The 18,400-nt window shown below is 63.7% G+C and carries 16 protein-coding genes; 5 read left to right on the plus strand and 11 right to left on the minus strand.

Annotated elements, in window-relative coordinates:
* Positions 1-67: 67 nt before the first annotated feature.
* Together ACRQHG_RS04520 and ACRQHG_RS04525 are read right to left on the minus strand one after the other, a co-directional pair.
* Positions 68-1,336, minus strand: coding sequence for a class I SAM-dependent RNA methyltransferase (locus ACRQHG_RS04520; protein WP_435719608.1), 1,269 nt, complete (start codon positions 1,334-1,336; stop codon positions 68-70).
* Positions 1,333-3,117 (minus strand): APC family permease, encoded by a 1,785-nt coding sequence (locus ACRQHG_RS04525; protein ID WP_493927409.1) that lies wholly within the window; start codon positions 3,115-3,117, stop codon positions 1,333-1,335. Before ACRQHG_RS04525 ends, ACRQHG_RS04520 begins: the two co-directional genes overlap by 4 nt.
* Before the next feature lie 54 nt (positions 3,118-3,171).
* On the opposite strand from ACRQHG_RS04525, the gene ACRQHG_RS04530 reads away from it, so the two are divergent.
* On the plus strand, positions 3,172-3,819 hold the full coding sequence (locus ACRQHG_RS04530; RefSeq protein WP_435713459.1) for a potassium channel family protein: 648 nt from the start codon (positions 3,172-3,174) through the stop codon (positions 3,817-3,819).
* The gene (locus tag ACRQHG_RS04535) at positions 3,816-4,541 is read left to right on the plus strand and encodes a potassium channel family protein (protein ID WP_435713445.1); all 726 of its coding nucleotides are present in this window, start codon (positions 3,816-3,818) and stop codon (positions 4,539-4,541) included. The genes ACRQHG_RS04530 and ACRQHG_RS04535 overlap by 4 nt, the downstream gene beginning before the upstream one ends.
* Here ACRQHG_RS04535 and ACRQHG_RS04540 read toward each other — a convergent pair.
* From ACRQHG_RS04540 to ACRQHG_RS04555, 4 genes are all read right to left on the minus strand, one after another.
* Positions 4,493-5,191: a DUF3159 domain-containing protein gene (locus ACRQHG_RS04540; RefSeq protein ID WP_435713446.1), complete on the minus strand. Its 699-nt coding sequence runs from the start codon at positions 5,189-5,191 to the stop codon at positions 4,493-4,495. The genes ACRQHG_RS04535 and ACRQHG_RS04540 overlap by 49 nt on opposite strands.
* A 47-nt stretch (positions 5,192-5,238) precedes the next feature.
* Positions 5,239-5,490, minus strand: coding sequence for a hypothetical protein (locus ACRQHG_RS04545; RefSeq protein ID WP_026428833.1), 252 nt, complete (start codon positions 5,488-5,490; stop codon positions 5,239-5,241).
* A 30-nt stretch (positions 5,491-5,520) separates the two neighbouring features.
* Complete coding sequence (locus ACRQHG_RS04550; RefSeq protein ID WP_435719609.1) at positions 5,521-6,297, minus strand: DUF3710 domain-containing protein; 777 nt, start codon at positions 6,295-6,297, stop codon at positions 5,521-5,523.
* A gap of 183 nt (positions 6,298-6,480) precedes the next feature.
* Positions 6,481-6,780, minus strand: coding sequence for a DUF4193 domain-containing protein (locus ACRQHG_RS04555; RefSeq protein ID WP_016442648.1), 300 nt, complete (start codon positions 6,778-6,780; stop codon positions 6,481-6,483).
* A gap of 225 nt (positions 6,781-7,005) precedes the next feature.
* On the opposite strand from ACRQHG_RS04555, the gene sepH reads away from it, so the two are divergent.
* Positions 7,006-8,256: a septation protein SepH gene (gene sepH, locus ACRQHG_RS04560; RefSeq protein ID WP_435713448.1), complete on the plus strand. Its 1,251-nt coding sequence runs from the start codon at positions 7,006-7,008 to the stop codon at positions 8,254-8,256.
* An 80-nt stretch (positions 8,257-8,336) separates the two neighbouring features.
* Here sepH and ACRQHG_RS04565 read toward each other — a convergent pair whose 3' ends face one another.
* Positions 8,337-9,464 carry an alkaline phosphatase family protein gene (locus ACRQHG_RS04565; RefSeq protein WP_435713449.1) on the minus strand — a complete coding sequence of 376 codons (1,128 nt, stop codon included), beginning with the start codon at positions 9,462-9,464 and terminating at the stop codon, positions 8,337-8,339.
* A 77-nt stretch (positions 9,465-9,541) separates the two neighbouring features.
* Between ACRQHG_RS04565 and ACRQHG_RS04570 the strand changes: the two genes are divergently transcribed.
* Positions 9,542-11,974 carry a DNA gyrase/topoisomerase IV subunit A gene (locus ACRQHG_RS04570; protein WP_435713450.1) on the plus strand — a complete coding sequence of 811 codons (2,433 nt, stop codon included), beginning with the start codon at positions 9,542-9,544 and terminating at the stop codon, positions 11,972-11,974.
* Here ACRQHG_RS04570 and ACRQHG_RS04575 read toward each other — a convergent pair.
* From ACRQHG_RS04575 to ACRQHG_RS04585, 3 genes are all read right to left on the minus strand, one after another.
* Positions 11,971-13,005, minus strand: coding sequence for a hypothetical protein (locus tag ACRQHG_RS04575; RefSeq protein ID WP_435713451.1), 1,035 nt, complete (start codon positions 13,003-13,005; stop codon positions 11,971-11,973). The two genes, ACRQHG_RS04570 and ACRQHG_RS04575, sit on opposite strands and share 4 nt — an antisense overlap.
* A 55-nt stretch (positions 13,006-13,060) precedes the next feature.
* Positions 13,061-15,184, minus strand: coding sequence for a DNA gyrase/topoisomerase IV subunit B (locus ACRQHG_RS04580; RefSeq protein WP_435713452.1), 2,124 nt, complete (start codon positions 15,182-15,184; stop codon positions 13,061-13,063).
* 175 nt (positions 15,185-15,359) lie between these two features.
* A complete protein-coding gene (locus tag ACRQHG_RS04585) occupies positions 15,360-15,554 on the minus strand; it encodes a DUF7455 domain-containing protein (protein ID WP_026428827.1) in 195 nt (64 codons plus the stop codon).
* Positions 15,555-15,635: 81 nt separating this feature from the next.
* Here ACRQHG_RS04585 and ACRQHG_RS04590 point away from each other — a divergent pair, with 81 nt between their 5' ends.
* Positions 15,636-16,391: a 3'-5' exonuclease gene (locus tag ACRQHG_RS04590; protein WP_435713453.1), complete on the plus strand. Its 756-nt coding sequence runs from the start codon at positions 15,636-15,638 to the stop codon at positions 16,389-16,391.
* Here the strand turns inward: ACRQHG_RS04590 and ACRQHG_RS04595 are convergent.
* A complete protein-coding gene (locus ACRQHG_RS04595; RefSeq protein WP_435713454.1) occupies positions 16,339-18,156 on the minus strand; it encodes an RNA polymerase sigma factor in 1,818 nt (605 codons plus the stop codon). The genes ACRQHG_RS04590 and ACRQHG_RS04595 overlap by 53 nt on opposite strands.
* Positions 18,157-18,400: the final 244 nt, after the last annotated feature.

Genomic DNA, 18,400 nt, shown 5'->3' on the forward strand with positions numbered 1-18,400 from the left:
GCGCGGCTCAGCGCGGCCTGGCGCCGTCCTGCGCGGCCTGGCGCGGCCCAGCTTAGTGCGCCGTAGTTTAGCGCAGCGCTGTCACCACTTCGAAGTGGTGGGTATTGGGGAAAAGATCAACGGCGCGCATGGACTCCACGCTCCGCCCGGACTCCACCATGGAGGCCACATCACGGGCCAGCGCGGCCGGGTCACAGGACACCAGGACGATCCGACGGGCGCGGCTGGCTGCGGCGGCCCGGGCCGCCGCGATTCCCAATCCGCTCCGGGGAGGATCGGCGAGGAGAATATCGGCGTCGCTCATATCCCGTACCGAAATAGCGGCGGTGCGGGCACGCGCCCACGGGTAGGGCCGCAGGTTCGCGCGGGCGTCTTCCACCGCGGTGCGCGCACCCTCAAGGCTCTCCACCCGGCCGGTTGCCCCGGTGGCGCGGGCCAGCGGCACGGTGAGCAGCCCCGCTCCCGCGTACAGCTCAAGAATATGGTCGCCGGGTTCAACCTCGGCCGCGCGGGTCACCAGATCGATGAGGGTGGCCGGTGCCTCGCGGTGCACCTGCCAAAAACCGGAGGCCCGTACCCGGTAGCGGTAGCTGTCCTCCCCCACCACTACTTCTTCGCGCGCGAAGGGTGAACATTCCGCACCGGTCGCGTCGAAGGTGCGCCCGCCAATGCTCACCGCCACCGGGCTGGCCGAAGGGGCGAGGATACGTACCCGCTGCCCCTCGCGCAGCGAGCCGATAGTGCGAGCCAACCGGGTGAGGTAACTGCCATCCCACAGCCCCAGTTCCTCGATGTCCTTCACCGCGAGGGGCATGGAGGTAATGGGAAGAACCTCGCGGCTACCTTCGCGGAACATTCCGAAACGCCCCGCGCTCACGGTGACGTCGATGCGGGTGCGGCTCGCCCAACCACCACTGGCGCGGTCGGATTCCAAGGCCGCGACTTCGGGAACAATGCCCTGCTCCGCCAGGTGATCGCTGAGCGCTTGCCCGCCGATGCGGCGCAGCGTGGAAGTGAGCACCTGGGTTTTCCACTCGTGCTGGTAGTCGAAGATCACGTGGCCCAGGTCCGCGCCGCCCACGCCCCCGGGCCCGGCTTCCAGCCAGGGGTGGGCTTGGCGGTAGGGCGAGGGCTCGCCGAGCACCTCGATGACATCCCCGCGGGCGAAACGAGCACGTTCTTCGGTGAGCGCCACCCGCACGCGTTCCCCGGGCAGCCCGAAGCGAGCCAGGATTGCTTTGCCTTCGGCGCGTCCGATGGCAATACCGCCGTGGCCGATATCCTCCAGGGTGATATCCACGGTCGAATGATGAGATTGAGCAGCAGGGGTGGTCACAGGTCTTCTCCCGAATGAATTTGGTAGGGAACTTGCACCAACATGAGGCGCGAGTCATAGGACAGGTCAGCGAAAAGCGCGGGCACGGAACGGCGCAGGTACACCCGGTGCCACAGGGTGGTGGAGACCACCTTCGGGGCGATAACCAGCACAATATCCTGCGGGTGGGTATCGAGGAGGAAACGAATATAATCCACGAGTGGCCCGCGCGCCCCGCTGGTGGGATTGCCCAGCACCGTCAATCCCACCGGCAGTTGGGACTGGCTCCAGGCGGCGCGCAGCGCAGCGGTACGGCTTTTGCTCAGATCCACGGTGAGCGCGGTGAGGGTGGAAGGGCGCAACGCCCGCGCGTAGGTGACCGCCCGCAGGGTCGGCAAATTGAGTTCTTGAACCAGCACCACGGCGTGGGTGCGGACCGGCAGGCGCCGCCCGGCCCCCAGATCCAGCGGTTTGAGATGGGCGCTCATTTTTCCGCGCCCGCGCTGGGCGATGAGCATGCCCGCCGTGGGCACCGCCACCGCCGCCAGCGACGTCAGCGTCCAGGCCGGCTGCATGGCCACCGTGACGAGCAAAACAAGGAATCCCGCCAGCGCGAAGAAAGCAAAACCCCACCGCGAGGCATGCGCGGCCCGGCGTTCTTCCCGCCGCTCCGAAGTTTTGAGGATCTGCCCGCCGCGCAGAGAGAGGGCCGCGCAATGGAGCGTGAAGATAAGGAAACATACAAAGACAAGGGCGACGACGCCGGCGTGCGTCGTCGACAAAAATACCCCGAGGGCGCCGGCAAGTACCGCCACCAGCAAAACCACGCCGCTGCGGGCTCGGGAAGCTTCCGGGGCGGCGAGGCGAGCGGGAAGGGCGCCGTCGAAGGCGAGTTCCCGCAACAGGCGCGGGAGACGTTCGTACACCACGAAAACACAGATCAAACCCAGGAAGCCGAAAGCAATCGCGGTGATAATACGACCGGCACTCCCCCAGAACGCGGTGCCCATAACGATGCTCGGCAGGCCCACGGGGACCGTGAGAATATCCAGGCGCATTTCCAGGTAGAAAGTACCCGAAAGCACCACCGCGGCGATCCCGGCAATGGTGCTCAGGGCGCGCGGCCCCAGGAAACGTTCCCGCCCGGTGCCGATGCGTCCGCCCACCAGCAGCACCACCGCGGCCAGGAAGCACATAATGACGAAGGTATTTCCGAGCGGGTGGATGGCTTGGGAACCGGGGAGTTCTTCGGCGCGGTTCGTGATGAGATCCGCGAGGGAAACGGTGCCCCGGGCCTCGCGCACCAGTCCGGTCACCAGAGTTGCGATAATCACCCCGCTCGCCGCCAGCACGGCAAGCAGCGCCCCCGCCAGGGGCAGGCGCCAGTGCACCAGCGCGGGCAGGGCACACACCACCACCAGCGGGATTTGAATGAGCCGCCCGTCCACCGCCAGCGGGGTGAGGGCATTGACCGCCATGCCCACCAGCCCGGCGGCCAGTACCAGGAGCAGCGCGAAAGCGGCGAAGCGCGCGGCGGCGGCAACGGTGCCGAAAGCCGGGGAGATATAGCGGGAAACCACCTGGTGGGCGGCTTTCCCGGGCACCACGCGGGAGGCGGCAATAGTGGCCGCCACCACGAGCGCGAGTACCGCGGCACCCGCCAGCGCCATCGCCCCCACGAGGGTGGGGTTCGCGAAAGGTGCCCCGCGTTGAATACTGCGCGGGAGGAGCACCACCGCCAGGCACACGCAGGTGGCCGCGCCCACGTACTGGGACATCCCCAGGAAGGATAATTTTCTCATCACTAGGATACGGTACCCGCTTTGCGGTAGCGTAATGTAGTGCACTTCGTAATTATGGGATGCGGGCGCGTGGGTGCCGCGCTGGCGCTCTCGCTTTCCGCCATCGGCCATTCGGTGGCCATTATCGACCAGGACGCCGAAGCTTTCCGCAAGCTCCCCGAAGATTTCCCGGGGCAGCAGATCACCGGCGTGGGTTTCGACCGTGATGTGTTGGCGCGCGCGAATATCGACGACGCCGCCGGCTTCGCCGCCGTTTCCTCGGGCGATAATTCGAATATCATCGCCGCCCGGGTGGCGCGCGAAACTTTCGGGCTTACCAATGTGGTGGCGCGGGTCTATGATCCGACCCGCGCGATTATCTACGAACGGCTCGGGATCGCCACGGTGGCCCCGGTGCGCTGGACGGCGGACCGGGTGCTGCGCGAACTCATCCCGCTGGGCCCCCACCACGAATTCCGCGATCCCCTCGCCCGGATTTCCCTTATTGAAGTGGCGGTGGATCGGCACTGGTTCGGGCGCACCGTGGCGGATGTGGAAGAGGAAACCGGGGCGCGGGTCGCCTATATTATCCGCAGTCTGGCCGGGCTCCTCCCCCATAGCGACACCGTGATCCAGGACGGGGACACCCTCAAAGTGCTCGTCGCTTCCGAGAATGCCTCCGGCGTGCAACATGTGCTGCTCAAATCGGAAGGGGCGCAGTGAATATTCTCATTATTGGGGCCGGCGCGGTTGGGGTGTCGGTGGCCCGCGAACTCCTCAAATCCGAGCATTCCATTTCGATTGTGGATAAGAAGCCGTCCGCCATGCGTATTTCGAGCGCTTCGGATGCGGATTGGCACCTGGCCGATGCCTGCGAAGTTCCCGCGCTGCGCGAGGCAGGCGCGGCGGAGGCGGATATTATCGTCTGCGCCACCGGGGATGACAAAGTGAATCTGGTGGTGTCTTTGCTGGCGAAAACCGAGTTCGGGATCGCCCGCACCATCGCGCGCGTGAATAACCCGCGTAATGAATGGCTTTTCACCGATGCTTGGGGGGTGGACGTGACCGTATCCACCCCGCGGATTATGGCTTCCCTGGTGGAGGATGCGGTCTCGGATGGCTCCCTCACCCAGGTCATGCGGTTCCACCGCAGCGGGGCGAGCCTGTGGCAGGTTTCGGTATCCGCCGAGGCCCCGGTGGTGGGCAGCGCCATCAGCGATATTGAGCTTCCCGCCGGGGTCGCCATTAACGCTATTATTCGCGACGGCGTGCCCCTCACGGCCGATGCCGATCTCATCGTGGATGTGGATGACCAGGTGCTTCTCATTGACGGCGGGGACGATGTGGATATGTCCGCCCTCAAGAACTATTTCCGGCCCCGCCCGGTGGCTCCCGCTCAGGATGCGGACGGGGAATCCGCCGCGGATTCGGAAGGCTCCAGGTAGGTACTGGCGGGCGGCAGGCCGCGCACCAGCAGCCAGGTGGCCCACAGGATCAGGCAGAACAGCACCGGCCCGGCAATAATTTTGATGACTCCCAGCGCCGCGGTATTACCGCTGATAAAGAAGGGTAGTTGTACGACGACGCGGCCAGCGAACATGGCGAGCCACAGCCACGTAATGCGGGTGTAGCGCCGGTAGGTGAGCCGGGCGGCCGGGTGAGAGGCGCTGCGCCAGCTGGCAATATCCCCGCGCAACATCCCGATGATATAGCCCATAATGGGCCGCCGGATGAGGAGGGAAATCGTCACGCCTACCGCGTAGGCGGCGTTGGTGAGGAAGCCGGGTAGGAAATAGGTTTCCGCGCGCCCGGAACGCCAGGCAAAGAAGGCGGAGATTCCCACCACGAAGAGCCCGCCGAGAGCCGGCATCACATCAATACGCTGGATGAGCCGCACCAGGATGGCCAGGACCGCCATGCCCAGGGGCACGAGCACCGCCAAGGGAATATTGCGGGTGGCTAAATAAATAATGACAAAAACGAGGGCGGGAACATTGGCTTCTATAACGCCGCGTACTCCGCCGATAGCTTTCCAGGCGTCGAATTCTTCCCCGAGCACCGCGCGCAGGCCGCCGCCGGGTGTGGTGGTATCCATGGGGCCTCCCGGCTTATGACGTGGGCGGTACGGGTGCGGGGCGCTCGCTAGAGCACCGTGTATTCCGGGTTATATGCTACCAGCACGCCCCGGCGCCGCAATGGCACCACCCGGGCGCGAATGCGGTCCCCGACCCGCACGCAATCGATGGTGCGCCGCCCTTGGAAAATGAGGGTGAGGAGCCCCGCGGTGGTTTCCACGGCGATGCGTACCTCCGGGGTGTGTGCCCCGTTTCCTCCCGGGGCGCCCGGGTACGTGATGGCGATAATATCCCCCGTCACCCACACCGGCGTAGCCATAGGTACCTAACTATCTAGCTATCTAGCTAACTAGCGGATCTCTTGGATTTCCGGGCCGCGCTTGGGTAGCTCAATACCGGTATCGGGCGTTTCAGGTTCTGGTTCGCCCTGCTGGGGAAGGGCAAGGGGAAGTAATTCGCGCGGCGGAATGGCCTGGGTACCGCGCACCACCACCAAATCATCGAGAACGCGGTGGAGTACTTCGGTGCCGCGGGCGGGATCTACCGCCCCGCGCCCGGTCACAGCTACCCGCAGCAGCCAGCGCGGGCCGTCAATACCGATGAAGCGCACCGGCACCCGGCCGTTCTCCGCGGGCATCTGAGCCTGGATTTCCGGGCCGTACTCCCCTTCGGCTTCCTGGAAGCGCCCGCCCTGGTTGGCGATGGAGGAGATAACTTCTACGCGGATGTCCTCCCAAAGGCCGGTGGATTTCGGGGCGGCGAAAACCTGTAATTGCACCGCGGAATCGCCCATCATGTAAACCACGCCGAGCACGACCTGGCGTTCACGATCCACCGAGAATTGCATAGTGGCATCGGGCAGAATCGGCAGGCGCAGGGCCCCGCCGTCAATAAGGGCGGGATTCTCCGGTGCCTCCGATTCATCATAGGGGCCGCGTTCTTTCGGGCCGGCCGCGGCAGCAGCCGCGTCACCGGCAACGGCATCGGAACCACCAGCGCCGGCGCCTTCCGCGCCGCCATCCGCCACGCCGGAGTTATCCGCGGCGAGGTCCTGGCCGGCTTCGTCACGTTCGTCCGGCTGCGATGCCGGGGCCTCGTTTTTCTTCCGCCGTGAGAACCATGCCATGCTTATACTCCTCGTCCCGATTCCTTCATTCCCTCTAGTCTACTGAGGGAGCTCACCCTCGTGGAATGCACCCACCGTTAGGGATGCACTGTAGTGAGATACCGCGGCCCGTGGGCCGCGGCGTCGTCGTACTTCTTCTTCGTGTGCCGCAAGCTCAACCGCCGCACGCATGCTCGTTTCCCGCTAGCCCGCGCAATCCACGCAAACGGGCAGGCCATCTTCCACGTGATCCAATTGGGAGCGGTGGTGAACCAGGAAGCACTGCGAGCAGGTGAATTCATCATCCTGGGCCGGAATCACATTGACGGATAGCTCAACATTGGACAGGTCAGCGCCGGGCAGCTCAAAGCCCTCGGCCGCTTCGACCTCGTCCTCGTCAACCGCACCGGATTGCTGGTCCGAGCGCCGCCCGGCGAGCTGCTCGAAGGAATCCTCGCGGAGCTCCTCGTCTTGCTTGCGCGGAGCATCGTAATCTGTTGCCATAAAGTCACTCTCCAAAAGTGCCGGGGTCCACGCGGTGGATTCCGCACGAACCGGCGTCCACCCGCGAGAAACGGATCTTTCCGCCCTCGCGTATGGTCCTGACGGGTGGTACTGCGCGCTTAGTGTAACAGCACCCGCGCCACATGGAAACACACCCGCGCCCAATGCCTGCTTTTCGGGCCCGGAGGTGGCACCCTAAGAGTGGTACCAAGAGTAAGGGAAGAGATGAAAAAGCTGGAGCTGCTCGGCTTGCAACCCGACGGTCACAACCTCACGCTTAATGATGAGGAGGGCAATCGCTACCTGCTGCCCGTCACTGATGATCTGCGGGCGGCGCTGCGTAAGGATCCCCATCCCAGCGCTCCGGATGAGGAAATCACTCCGATGGGGCCGCGTGAAATCCAAGCTTTGGTGCGGGCCGGCCGCAGTGTTGACGATATTTCCGAGATGGCTGCACTGCCCCCTTCGCGTATCTCCGCCCTGGCTCACCCCATTATTGCCGAGCGCAATTACACCGCCGCACAGGCCCGGAACTACACTCTCGGGCGCGATGTGGGAGGTTTCACAGTTGAAGAACTCGTCACATCGCGGCTGGTTGCCCGCGATGTGGATACCGCGTCGATTACGTGGGATGCGGTGCGTGAGGCCGGGCAGCCCTGGGCGCTGATTGTGCGGTTTATCTCTGCCGGCCGCGAGCACGAGGCCCGCTGGTTTATCGATACGGATCGCCACACTCTCCAGGCGCGCAATGATGAGGCGTCCTGGCTGTCGGAAACCTCTCTCACGGCCGATGCCGGCCCGTGGCGCCCGGATCACACCCCCGCGGTGGTACCGGGCGGTGCGGATCCTGTTTTTTCCGGTACGACGACGCCCGCGGCGGTTCCCGCCGCGGTGTCCTCCCCGGCGGCGGCCCTCCCGAACGCGGTGGATACTCCCCCGGCGCGTGCCTCTATTGATGAGGTGCTGGCCTCGCTGGATTCTCAGCGCGGTAAGTCACGGCCCATGCCGGATGCCGATCATGACGTTGATCCCGATGAATGGGATGGGGCGCATCGGGCTCCCGAGGATGAGGAGGAGCTGCGGGCTCCGGCCACCATTGTTTCCCTGCCCTCGCGTGAGGGGCAGCTGCCCGGCCAGCGGGCGCTGCTAGAGCCGGAGGAGCTGGTGCCGGCCCCGGTGCTCCGCCCGGCTTCCGGTTCGAATGCGGGTGCTGGTTCTGACGCGGGTGCTGGGGCGGCCTCCGGTGCGAGCGCGGAACCGAGTGGTACGGATGCAGCTAGTGGTACAGCAACAGAGAGTCCGGCTCCCGCGCCGGCACCCACGGCAGCCTCTGCACCGGTTCCCGAGAAAACGGCCCCGGCTAGCGCGCCGGAGAAAGCCGCTCCGGCAGCTACCGAGGCACGGCGCGGGCGCAAGCGTACGGATCGGCCCACTATGCCGTCCTGGGATGAGATCGTCTTCGGTAAAAAGGACTAGTGTTAGCGCGCTAGTGCCCGCTCTGGCGCGCTAACGCCACGCGTGCCCGCCGCCACACGCCGCTACGCATTTGCGAAGCACTATTTAAGCTCCAGGAGCAGGGGAATCAGCATTTCCGTGGGGGTAAGCGAACCGTGGACCCCGCGCATAAAGGTGGCGCCCGGCTGCATCTGCCCTGTGTGGACCACGCTCAGGCGGCCGCGCTGGAAAGCGAGCACATCCCCCATGGCTTCGCGTGCCTGCGCGGTAACCGGCCCGAACATGCCGGTGGCGATGGCTTCCTCTTTGGTGTAGATCCAGGAGCGCTCCCCCAGGTAGTCCCGCCAGCGTGCCGCCACCGCTTCCGGTTCCCGGGTGTAGAGATGCACCGCGCGTTCTTCCCCGGAATACAGATCCACGCCCTCGCTTAGGGCCGGCGTGGTGGCTACATCGATGCGTTCGCTCGGATCGACCATGCCGTGATCAGCGGTGAGGACCAGCAGGGTATCCGGGGGGAGCAGCCGGGTGAGCAGGCGGATACCAGCGTCCAGATCTTCGAGCGCCATGGTCCATTCCTCGCTGGTGGCTCCCCAGCGGTGCCCGCGGTGATCGACGTCCCCCCAGTACAGGTAGGCGAAACGCCCGCCCTCGCGCAGAAAACGCGCGGCTAGGTGCACCCGGTCATCGAGGGCCGGGCCTCCGATCGCGGTAAAGCCGCGCCAGGCGGCCCGGGTTAGCCCCGAACCGATATGGTCCGGATCTTGGATGGCTCCCAGCTGCTTGGCTATGCCGGGCCGGGCGGCTTCAAGGCGCTGCGCCCAGGTGGGGACCGGCTGCCATTCCTCCGGATCAAGCCCGCTATCCTCCCAGCTAATCAGGGAGAAATTGCGGCCGGTGCGCGGGGAACGCAAGGAGTAGGAGAGCATCGAAGTGCGCCCGGGGAGTTCCCCGGTGCCCAGGGTGGTGAGGGCGGCCGCGGTGGTGGATGGCGCGGTGGAGGTGAGCGGTTCGCGCGCGGTGAGAGCCCGCAGGGTGGGTGCGTGGCCAATGCGCGCCACCAGGTTTTCCGCCCCCAGGCCATCCACGAGAACGAGGCAGACCCGGCTGGCACGCGGCAAATCCAGCACGCCCGCGGATTCCGTTTCGGGCAGCACCCCGCAGGCGGCTAAACATTCACCCAGGACGGCGCGCAGCGAGCGCGCGGCAGGCAGCACAGGAAGCTCAGTCATGCCTCTCAGTCTACTTTCCGCCTCGACACTCCTGCGCCCCCGCCCCGCCCGCGGCCAAAAAGCGGGATAATTGAGCAATGCCCAAGAATACGAGCCCCGCGGAACATATCGTCGATATTAACGTGTCGGAGGAGATGCGCACCTCCTTCCTCGAGTACTCCTACTCGGTGATTTACGCGCGTGCCCTCCCCGATGCTCGCGACGGCCTCAAGCCGGTGCAGCGCCGTATCCTCTTCCAAATGGGGCAGATGGGCCTGCGCCCCGACCGCGCCCACGTGAAATCCTCGCGCGTGGTGGGTGACGTGATGGGGCGCCTCCACCCCCACGGTGATACTGCTATTTATGACGCGATGGTGCGCCTCGCCCAGCCTTTTACCATGCGCTTGCCGCTGGTAGACGGGCACGGTAATTTCGGTTCGCTCGACGACGGGCCAGCTGCCTCGCGCTATACCGAGGCACGCCTGGCGGCCCCGGCCATGGCGATGATTTCCTCACTCGACGAGGACGTCGTCGATATGGTCCCCAATTATGACAACACCCTCCAGCAGCCCGAGGTGCTCCCGGCCGCGATTCCGAATCTGCTGGTCAATGGTTCCTCCGGTATCGCGGTGGGGATGGCGACGAATATTCCGCCGCATAATCTTATTGAGGTTATTAACGGGGCGAAGCACCTGTTGCGCCACCCGGATGCGAGCCTCGAGGATATTATGCGTTTTATTCCCGGCCCGGACCTGCCCGAAGGCGGAAAGATTATTGGTTTGGACGGTATCCGGGAAGCGTACGAAACCGGGCGCGGTATTTTCCGTACCAGGGCGACGGCGCGCATCGAAAAAATCAGCGCCCGTAAGCGCGGAATTGTTATTACGGAATTGCCCTATCTTGTGGGTCCGGAAAAGATCATTGACAAGCTCAAGGACGCCGTTAACGCCAAGAAAATTCAGGGGGTCTCCGGGGTCCAAAACCTGACCGACCGGCACCATGGCATGCGGCTCGTCGTCGAAGTAAAAAATGGGTTCCACCCCGAGGCGGTACTCGCCCAGCTCTACCAGCACACCCCGCTCGAGGATTCTTTCGGGATTAATAATGTGGCTTTGGTTGATGGCCAGCCGCAAACCCTGGGGCTGCTGGAGCTGCTGCGGGTGTGGATTAAGCACCGCATCACGGTGACGCGCCGGCGCAGTGAGCACCGTTTACGGGCGGCGCAATCTGATTTGCACCTGGTGGAGGGCTTGCTCATTGCCGTCCTCAATATTGATGAGGTGATCGCGGTTATTCGTTCCTCGGAGGATACCGCGGCGGCCCGCGAGCGGCTCATCGCTGTTTTTGATCTGTCCGAAGCGCAGGCCGATTATATTTTGGAGCTGCGGCTGCGCCGCCTCACCAAGTACTCCCAGATTGAGCTGGAAGGGCGCCGGGAGGAATTGGAGCGCACCATCGCGGAACTGGAAGAAATCCTCGGTTCGCCCGAGCGGCTGCGGGACGTGGTCGCTTCCGAAATGACGGAGGTGGCCCAGCAGTTCGGGACCCCGCGGCGCACCGTGCTGTTGGAATCGGATGGCGCGGCCAGCGCGGCGACACCGGCCGCCCTCCCCCTGGAAGTTTCCGATGATCCGACCTGGGTACTGCTCTCGGGAACGGGGCTGGTGGCGCGCACCGCGGGCGGCGATGCTCCCGAACGCGGCGGCCCGCGCCGGGCCCACGATGCGATTATTTCGCGAGTTGCTGCCACGGCCCGCGGGCATATCGGGGTGGTGACCAGCCACGGGCGCATGATCGACCTGGATGTGCTCACCGTCCCGGCGCTTCCCGATACCGCGGGGGCTCCCTCGCTGGCCGGTGGCACCCCGATAGCGGATCTGATTTCTCTGGATTCCGGGGAACGCGTGATCGGGCTGGCCCCGCTTACCGCCGCTGAGGGCGATCCGGTTCTCACCCTGGCCACCGCGCACGGGCGGATTAAACGGGTGAACGGCGCGTACCCGAATAAGGAAAGCTGGGAGGTTATTACCCTGGCTGAGGGCGATAACGTGGTGGGCTGCGCGCTGGCCCGCGATACCGATCAGGTGGTTCTTATTACGAGCGATGCGCAATTATTGCGTTTTGAGGCATCACTGGTGCGCCCGCAAGGCCGGGCCGGTCAGGGTATTGCCGGGATTCGCTGCGCGGAGGGCGCCCAGGTGATTACCCTCGGGGTGGTGCCCGGTGACGATCTTGCCGGTTCCCTGGTGGCCACGATTGCCTCGAATGCGCAGGCGCTTCCGGGTACCGAACCGGGCAGCGCGAAGGTGACGCCGCTGGATCGTTTCCCGGCGAAGGGCCGGGGTACGGGCGGGGTGCGCGCCCAGCGTTTCCTGCGCGGGGAAAATATGTTGGCGGTGGCCGCTATTGGCCCCGAGCCGCTGCGCGCCATCACGGCCTCCGGCCAGCCGGTTGAGCTACCCGAGGTTGAAGAAAAGCGGGATGCTTCGGGCAGCGCCCTGACGGTCCCGGTGGCGGCTATCGGAAGCTAGGAGCGCGCCGGCAAATCCGGGAGCGGGTGGTGCACCACCCGGGTGCGTTCGGTGACCTCGAAACCGAAACTTTCATACAGGCTCAGGCGCGCCGCGCTTTCGGGAGTCAGGCGGCTGCCGTCCGGCTCGTAGTGGACGGTGAGATCCAGGGTGGTGGCATCCATGCCGCTATGTGCCTGCGCTGCGATACTGGCGGCCAGCAGGCGGGCATTGACCCCGTCCGGGCTTTCGGCCCGCACCGCGAGCTCATCAACATAGCCCTCCCGGAATCCCAGCCCGGGCCAGTCCTGTTCATAGGCGGCGGTCATAATGCACCCGAGTACCCGGGGCCGATCCCCGCGGGTATCTACCGCCAGGAAACTCCATTCCCGGCGCATAAAAGCACATTCGATCCGCCACTGCTCCCGGGTGTAAATCGGGTAATTCAATTTATCTGCGTAAAAGGAATTGTGGGCGAGAAGCGCGGCGTCGTCCCGATCCGGGGTGAGGGGAACCAGCTCCACGCCGCTATTGTCCGTATGCGCGGAAGCGGGTAGGGGCAGCGGCCCGCGCGTGAGCGGCCTGCGCATTTGCAGGTAGGAGAGCCGGTCGGTGAAACCGGCGGCCGCCAGGGCCCGGCCCCGTTCCGGGTCCCAGCTTTCCACATTCGCCACGGCCACCGGGTGGAGGGTGCCCGCCGCCAGGGCCGGGGCGCGGCGTAATTGTTCGGCGAGCACCTCGCGGGCGGCCTGTTCACGCACCTCAGGGCTGAGCTCGGGGTGCACGCTGGCCGAGAGCGTGACCGTGGGATGCGCAGTGCGCGCATCGTAAAGGCGCACAATACCGAAGGCGAGGAGGCGCCGGCCCGGTGCTGCGTCGTCGTACCATCCGAAAACGCTATGCGGAACCGAGGGCTCAAACATGAGGTCGATTTCTTCGCGCGAGGTGCGGAAACTGGAGTTCACGGCGCTTTGGTGGGTGTCCAGCAGCGTGAAAATCGCGCGGGCGTCCGCCGCCGTGAGATCGCTCCACCGTATCGCGCCGTTACCCATGAGCCCTCCTTTACGGGTATGACTCTCAAGTGTAGCGAAGCGCGGGCCGGGAAACTTAGGCATCGATCTTGTCGTAGGAAATATGCTCGGCGCCCTCGACAATAAATTCGCGGCGCGGAGCCACCTCGTTACCCATCAACACCTCAAAAACGGACTCGGCTTCCCGCAGCGCGGCTTCGTCCTCGATGCGGATGCGCCGCAGGGTGCGGTGGGCCGGATCCATGGTGGTTTCCGCGAGCTGGTGCGCGTCCATCTCCCCCAGGCCCTTGTAGCGTTGGATGGGTTCCTTATAGGTTTTCCCGGCGCGTTCGAGCTTCTTGAGTTCCCGATGCAATTCCTCTTCGGAATAGGTATAAATATACGAGCCCTTTTTCCCGCCGCGCCCGGCCACCTCAATGCGGTGCAGCGGCGGTACCGCGGCGAAAACCCGCCCGGCTTCCACGAGGGGACGCATATAGCGGAAGAACAGAGTGAGCAGGAGCGTGCGGATATGGGCGCCGTCCACGTCCGCGTCCGTCATCATAATAATTTTCCCGTAGCGCGCCGCGGCGAGGTCAAACGTGCGCCCGGAACCGGCCCCCACCACCTGAATAATGGAAGAAACCTCCTGGTTGCGCAGAATATCCGCGGGCGAGGCACGCTGCACGTTGAGGATCTTGCCGCGGATGGGCAGCAGCGCCTGGAATTCCGAAGAACGCGCCAGCTTCGCGGTGCCCAGCGCCGAATCCCCCTCGACGATAAAAAGTTCGGTGTGTTCAATATCATCGCTGCGGCAATCGGCGAGCTTGGCGGGCAGAGTGGAATTTTCGAGCGCATTTTTCCGCCGCGAGATTTCCTTATGGACGCGCGCGGCCACCCGCGCCCGCATTTCCGCCACGATTTTTTCGAGGAGCCGCGAGGTTTCGGTTTTTTGGTCGCGTTTCGTGGACGCCAAGATGCTGTGGAGCTGTGCGGCGACGACGCGCGCCACGATGGGGCGCACTGCCGCCGTCCCCAGGATCTCCTTCGTTTGTCCCTCGAATTGGGGCTCGGCTAGCCGGACCGTGACAACCGCGGTCATCCCGGCCAAAATATCGTCTTTTTCGATTTTGGCATCTTTGGCGGTGAGCTTGAGGCGCCGCGAATTAGTGTCGATAAGGGCGCGCAGGGTTTTCACCACACCCTGTTCGAAGCCGCTCTGGTGCGCCCCTCCCCCGGGCGTGCGAATAATATTAACGAAGGATTCGGTGATGGTGTCATAGCCAGTTCCCCAGCGTAGGGCCACATCCACTTCGCAAGTGCGTTCAACTTCCTGGGCGCGCAAATGCCCGCTTTCCGAATCGAGGACCTGCACGTTTTCGGTGAAAGTTTCGCTGCCCGTGAGGTGCATGGTGGCGGTGAGGGCCGGATCGGTGGCCAGGTAGTCCGCGAAATCAACGACGCCGCCCTCGTAGTGGAACACTTCCTCATGGGGGCCGTTCTCTCCCGGGGTGCCCGCCAGGCCGCGTTCATCACGGATGGTGATAGTCAGGCCGGGAACAAGGAAGGCGGATTGGCGTACCCGTTCGGTGAGCAGATCATAGGAGAATTCCGCTTCGGCCAGGAAAATCTGGGGGTCAGCCCAGTAGCGCACGGATGTTCCGGTGTTTTTCTTCGCTACTTTCCCGACTGTGTCAAGTTCGCTGCCGTGGGTGAAGGCTTCGAAAGGTGCCTCCGGGGAGGGTTGGGCGCCATCCTGGAAACGCCCGGGTTCCCCGCGTTTGAATTGCATCTGGTAAACCTTGCCGCCGCGCCGAACTTTCACGTCCATGCGGGCGGAGAGGGCATTGACCACCGAAGCACCCACGCCGTGGAGGCCGCCGGAAGCGGAATAGGATCCGCCGCCGAATTTCCCGCCGGCGTGCAGGCGGGTGTACACAACTTCCACGCCGGAAAGTCCCACCCCGGGGACGGTATCCACGGGGACGCCGCGGCCGTCGTCAGTTACCTCAACCGATCCGTCGGCGTAGAGGGTGACGGTGATATGGGTGGCGAATCCTTCCAGGGCTTCGTCGATGCCGTTGTCGATGATTTCCCAGAGGCAGTGCATGAGTCCGCGTGAATCCGTGGAGCCGATGTACATGCCGGGGCGTTTGCGCACGGCTTCCAGGCCCTCGAGGACTTGGAGATGACGAGCTGAGTATTCTTCGGAAGTTGACACACCGGTAGTTTACGCGAACGGCTGTTCGCGAGCCGCCGCGGCGCGCGTGAAAGTGTGTGAAAGTGCGTGAAAGTGTGTGAAAGTATGTGAATCCCACGGTTCACACCAGTCCCAGCGGGGCACATTAACTCAAAAGCGGCCCGGGTGGGCCGCTGGTGGTGAGATCGAAGAGAAGCTAGGCGATATTTTCGCGTTCGTCTTGAATCTCAAGGGCATCTTCACGCAGCTTATCGAGATGCTGGGAAGCATGATGGCCGCAGAAGAAAAGTTCTCCATAAGGCAGGCGTACCCGAACGTAAGCCTGGGCTCCGCAGGCATCGCAACGATCCTGCGCGGTCAAGGGAGCTAATTCAGTCAATGTAGTACTCACATACCTATCAAAGCATAAAAGGGCGCGCTTATTCCTGAGGAGAAGATCACCCCGGGCCCGTGCTCTCGGTAAGCTGAACGCATGGGTGTTTCTCAGGCGCACGGTATTTCTTCTGGCTACGCTGCCCTCGATTTGGAAACCACCGGTTTAGATGCGCGCACTGACCGGATTGTGGAGATCGGGGTGGTGCTTCTGGATGAGCAGGGCAACCCGGAACGCGAATGGGACAGCCTGGTGAACCCGCTACGGCCCATGGGAGCTACGGAGATTCACGGGGTACACGCTGCGGAAGTGGCACAGGCGCCGTCGTTCTCACAACTGCTCCCCCACGTGGAACGGCTGCTGCACGGGCGTATCCTTGTGGCGCATAATGCCCGCTTTGATCTGGGTTTTCTCAACGAGGCTTTTCGCCGGGCCGGAAGCCCGCTACGGATCCCGCTCAGCGCTGCCGTGTGCACGATGGATCTTTCGCGCATTTATGTTCCGGAGGGGCGCCATTCCCTCATGGCCGTGGCGCGCCGAGCCGGCATTGAGATAGAAGAACACCACCGCGCCATCACGGATGCGCGCATGTGCGGACGGCTTCTGGCGGAATATCTGCGCCGGGAGGCGCGCGGGGAACGCTACGCCACCAGCGCGCACAGCCGAGACGGGCGGGAAATAACAGCAGCGGCGTGGGACGATGCTCGCCGCCACGCCGCTGAGATTATTTGGCCCACCCCGCTATTCGAGGTGGAATTCCCGGGTGTGCGCCGCGCGCGCCGGGAATCTGCCGCGCCTGGTGTTACTCCAGGTAGTCACGCAACACCTGCGAACGGCTCGGGTGGCGCAGCTTAGACATGGTCTTAGATTCGATCTGGCGAATGCGTTCGCGGGTGACCCCGTAAACCTTGCCGATTTCGTCCAGGGTTTTCGGCTGGCCGTCGGTGAGGCCAAAGCGCATGGAAACCACCCCGGCTTCGCGTTCGGACAGGGTATCGAGAACGCGATGGAGCTGTTCTTGGAGCAGGGTGAAGCCCACGGCGTCTGCCGGGACTACCGCTTCGGAATCCTCAATGAGATCACCAAATTCGGAGTCGCCATCTTCACCGAGCGGGGTGTGCAGGGAAATGGGTTCCCGGCCGTACTTTTGAACTTCGACGACCTTTTCTTCGGTCATATCCAGTTCTTTCGCCAGTTCCTCGGTAGTTGGTTCCCGCCCGAGCTCCTGGAGCATCTGGCGCTGGACCCGCGCGAGCTTGTTGATGACTTCAACCATATGCACCGGGATGCGGATGGTACGAGCCTGGTCCGCCATCGCGCGGGTAATGGCCTGGCGAATCCACCAGGTGGCATAGGTGGAGAACTTGTAGCCCTTGGCGTAGTCAAACTTTTCGACGGCGCGCACCAGCCCCAAATTCCCTTCCTGAATAAGATCAAGGAAGAGCATGCCGCGGCCCGTGTAGCGCTTAGCCAAGGAAACTACCAGGCGAAGATTCGCTTCGAGCAGGTGGTTCTTAGCGTGCTTGCCATCGCGGGAAATAATCCGCAGTTCACGGATATAGGCGTGGTCTTTCTCCTTATCGAGATTGCCCTGGTCCAGCAGATGCTGGGCGTAGAGCCCGGCCTCGATTCGCTTGGCGAGTTCTACTTCTTCCGCGGCGTTGAGCAGGGGAACTTTACCGATCTGCTTGAGGTAGTCCTTGACCGGATCCGCGGTGGCACCAGCAACGTGAACACGCACCGCCGGTTCATCCGAATCATCGGAATCCTTGACGGTGAAACCACCCCGGGAATTACGCCCGGTTGTTTCCGTTTTGGCGGCGCTATCCGTTTCCTTATCGGCTTCGTCCTCCTCTTCCTCGGGTTCCTCTTCGGAGTCCTCAGAATCGTCCTCGTCATCCTCGAGATCGTCGTCCAGATCCTCGGCATCAACATCCTCAGCATCGACGTCGAAATCTTCATCCTCGAGATCCTCATGTTCTTCAGGATCTTCCGGTTCTTCCTGCTTAGCGGTAGCACGCTTCGAGGTGGTCTTCTTCGCGGTGGAAGATGCCGAAGAAGCCGCCTTGGATTCGGCCGCCTTGGAGGTGGTCTTCTTCGCGGCAGTCTTGCGGGTGGCCGACTTCTTAGCGGCCGACTTCTCCTCCTTGGCTTCCGCTGCGGCCGCGGTCGCATCCTTAGCGGCCGCCGCAGTTTCCGGAGCTTCGGCTTCAGTGGCTGCCTTCTTAGTGGAGGTCTTCTTCGCCGCGGTGGACTTTGAGGCGGTGGACTTCGTAGCGGCGGACTTCGCGGTGGTGGCCTTCTTGGTGGAAGATGCCGAAGAAGCTACCTTGGATTCGGCCGCTTTAGATTCAGCCGCTTTCGATTCGCTTGCCTTGGAGGTGGTCTTCTTGGTGGCAGTCTTCTTGGTAGTGGTGGCCTTGGTGGCAGTGGCCTTCTTAGCGGCCGGCTTCTTCGCAGCCGTTGTGCTTTCGGAAGCGGTAGCTGCCGAGGTGGCCGATGCCGTGCGACTGGAGGAGCGAGAGGCCGCCTTCTTCTTCGTACCCGAAGCGGATGCGGAGACCGCGGTGTCCTTTTCCACGGCAGCGGTTTCTTGTGCACTGGCAGACTTTGTGGCCACGTGAGACCTTTCCCTAGTGTTATCAACGAATGCCGAGAACCGGCACGGGGTATCCACCCCAAAGAGCTACTTAGCGGAACGCGCCCGACCCGCTTTTTGTTCCCCGGCCTCCCCAACGTGCCGATCCTCACATAGCATTCTTATCCTCGGCGACTATAGTTCTCCCACTTCCGCGCGCACGAACTTTCCCTTCGCCGTGAACTTCTGCCGCCGCGAAATTCCGTGCCCGCGCGAACTTCCGCGA

Source organism: Actinotignum vesiculae, assembly GCF_051267215.1.
GTDB lineage: Bacteria > Actinomycetota > Actinomycetes > Actinomycetales > Actinomycetaceae > Actinotignum > Actinotignum schaalii.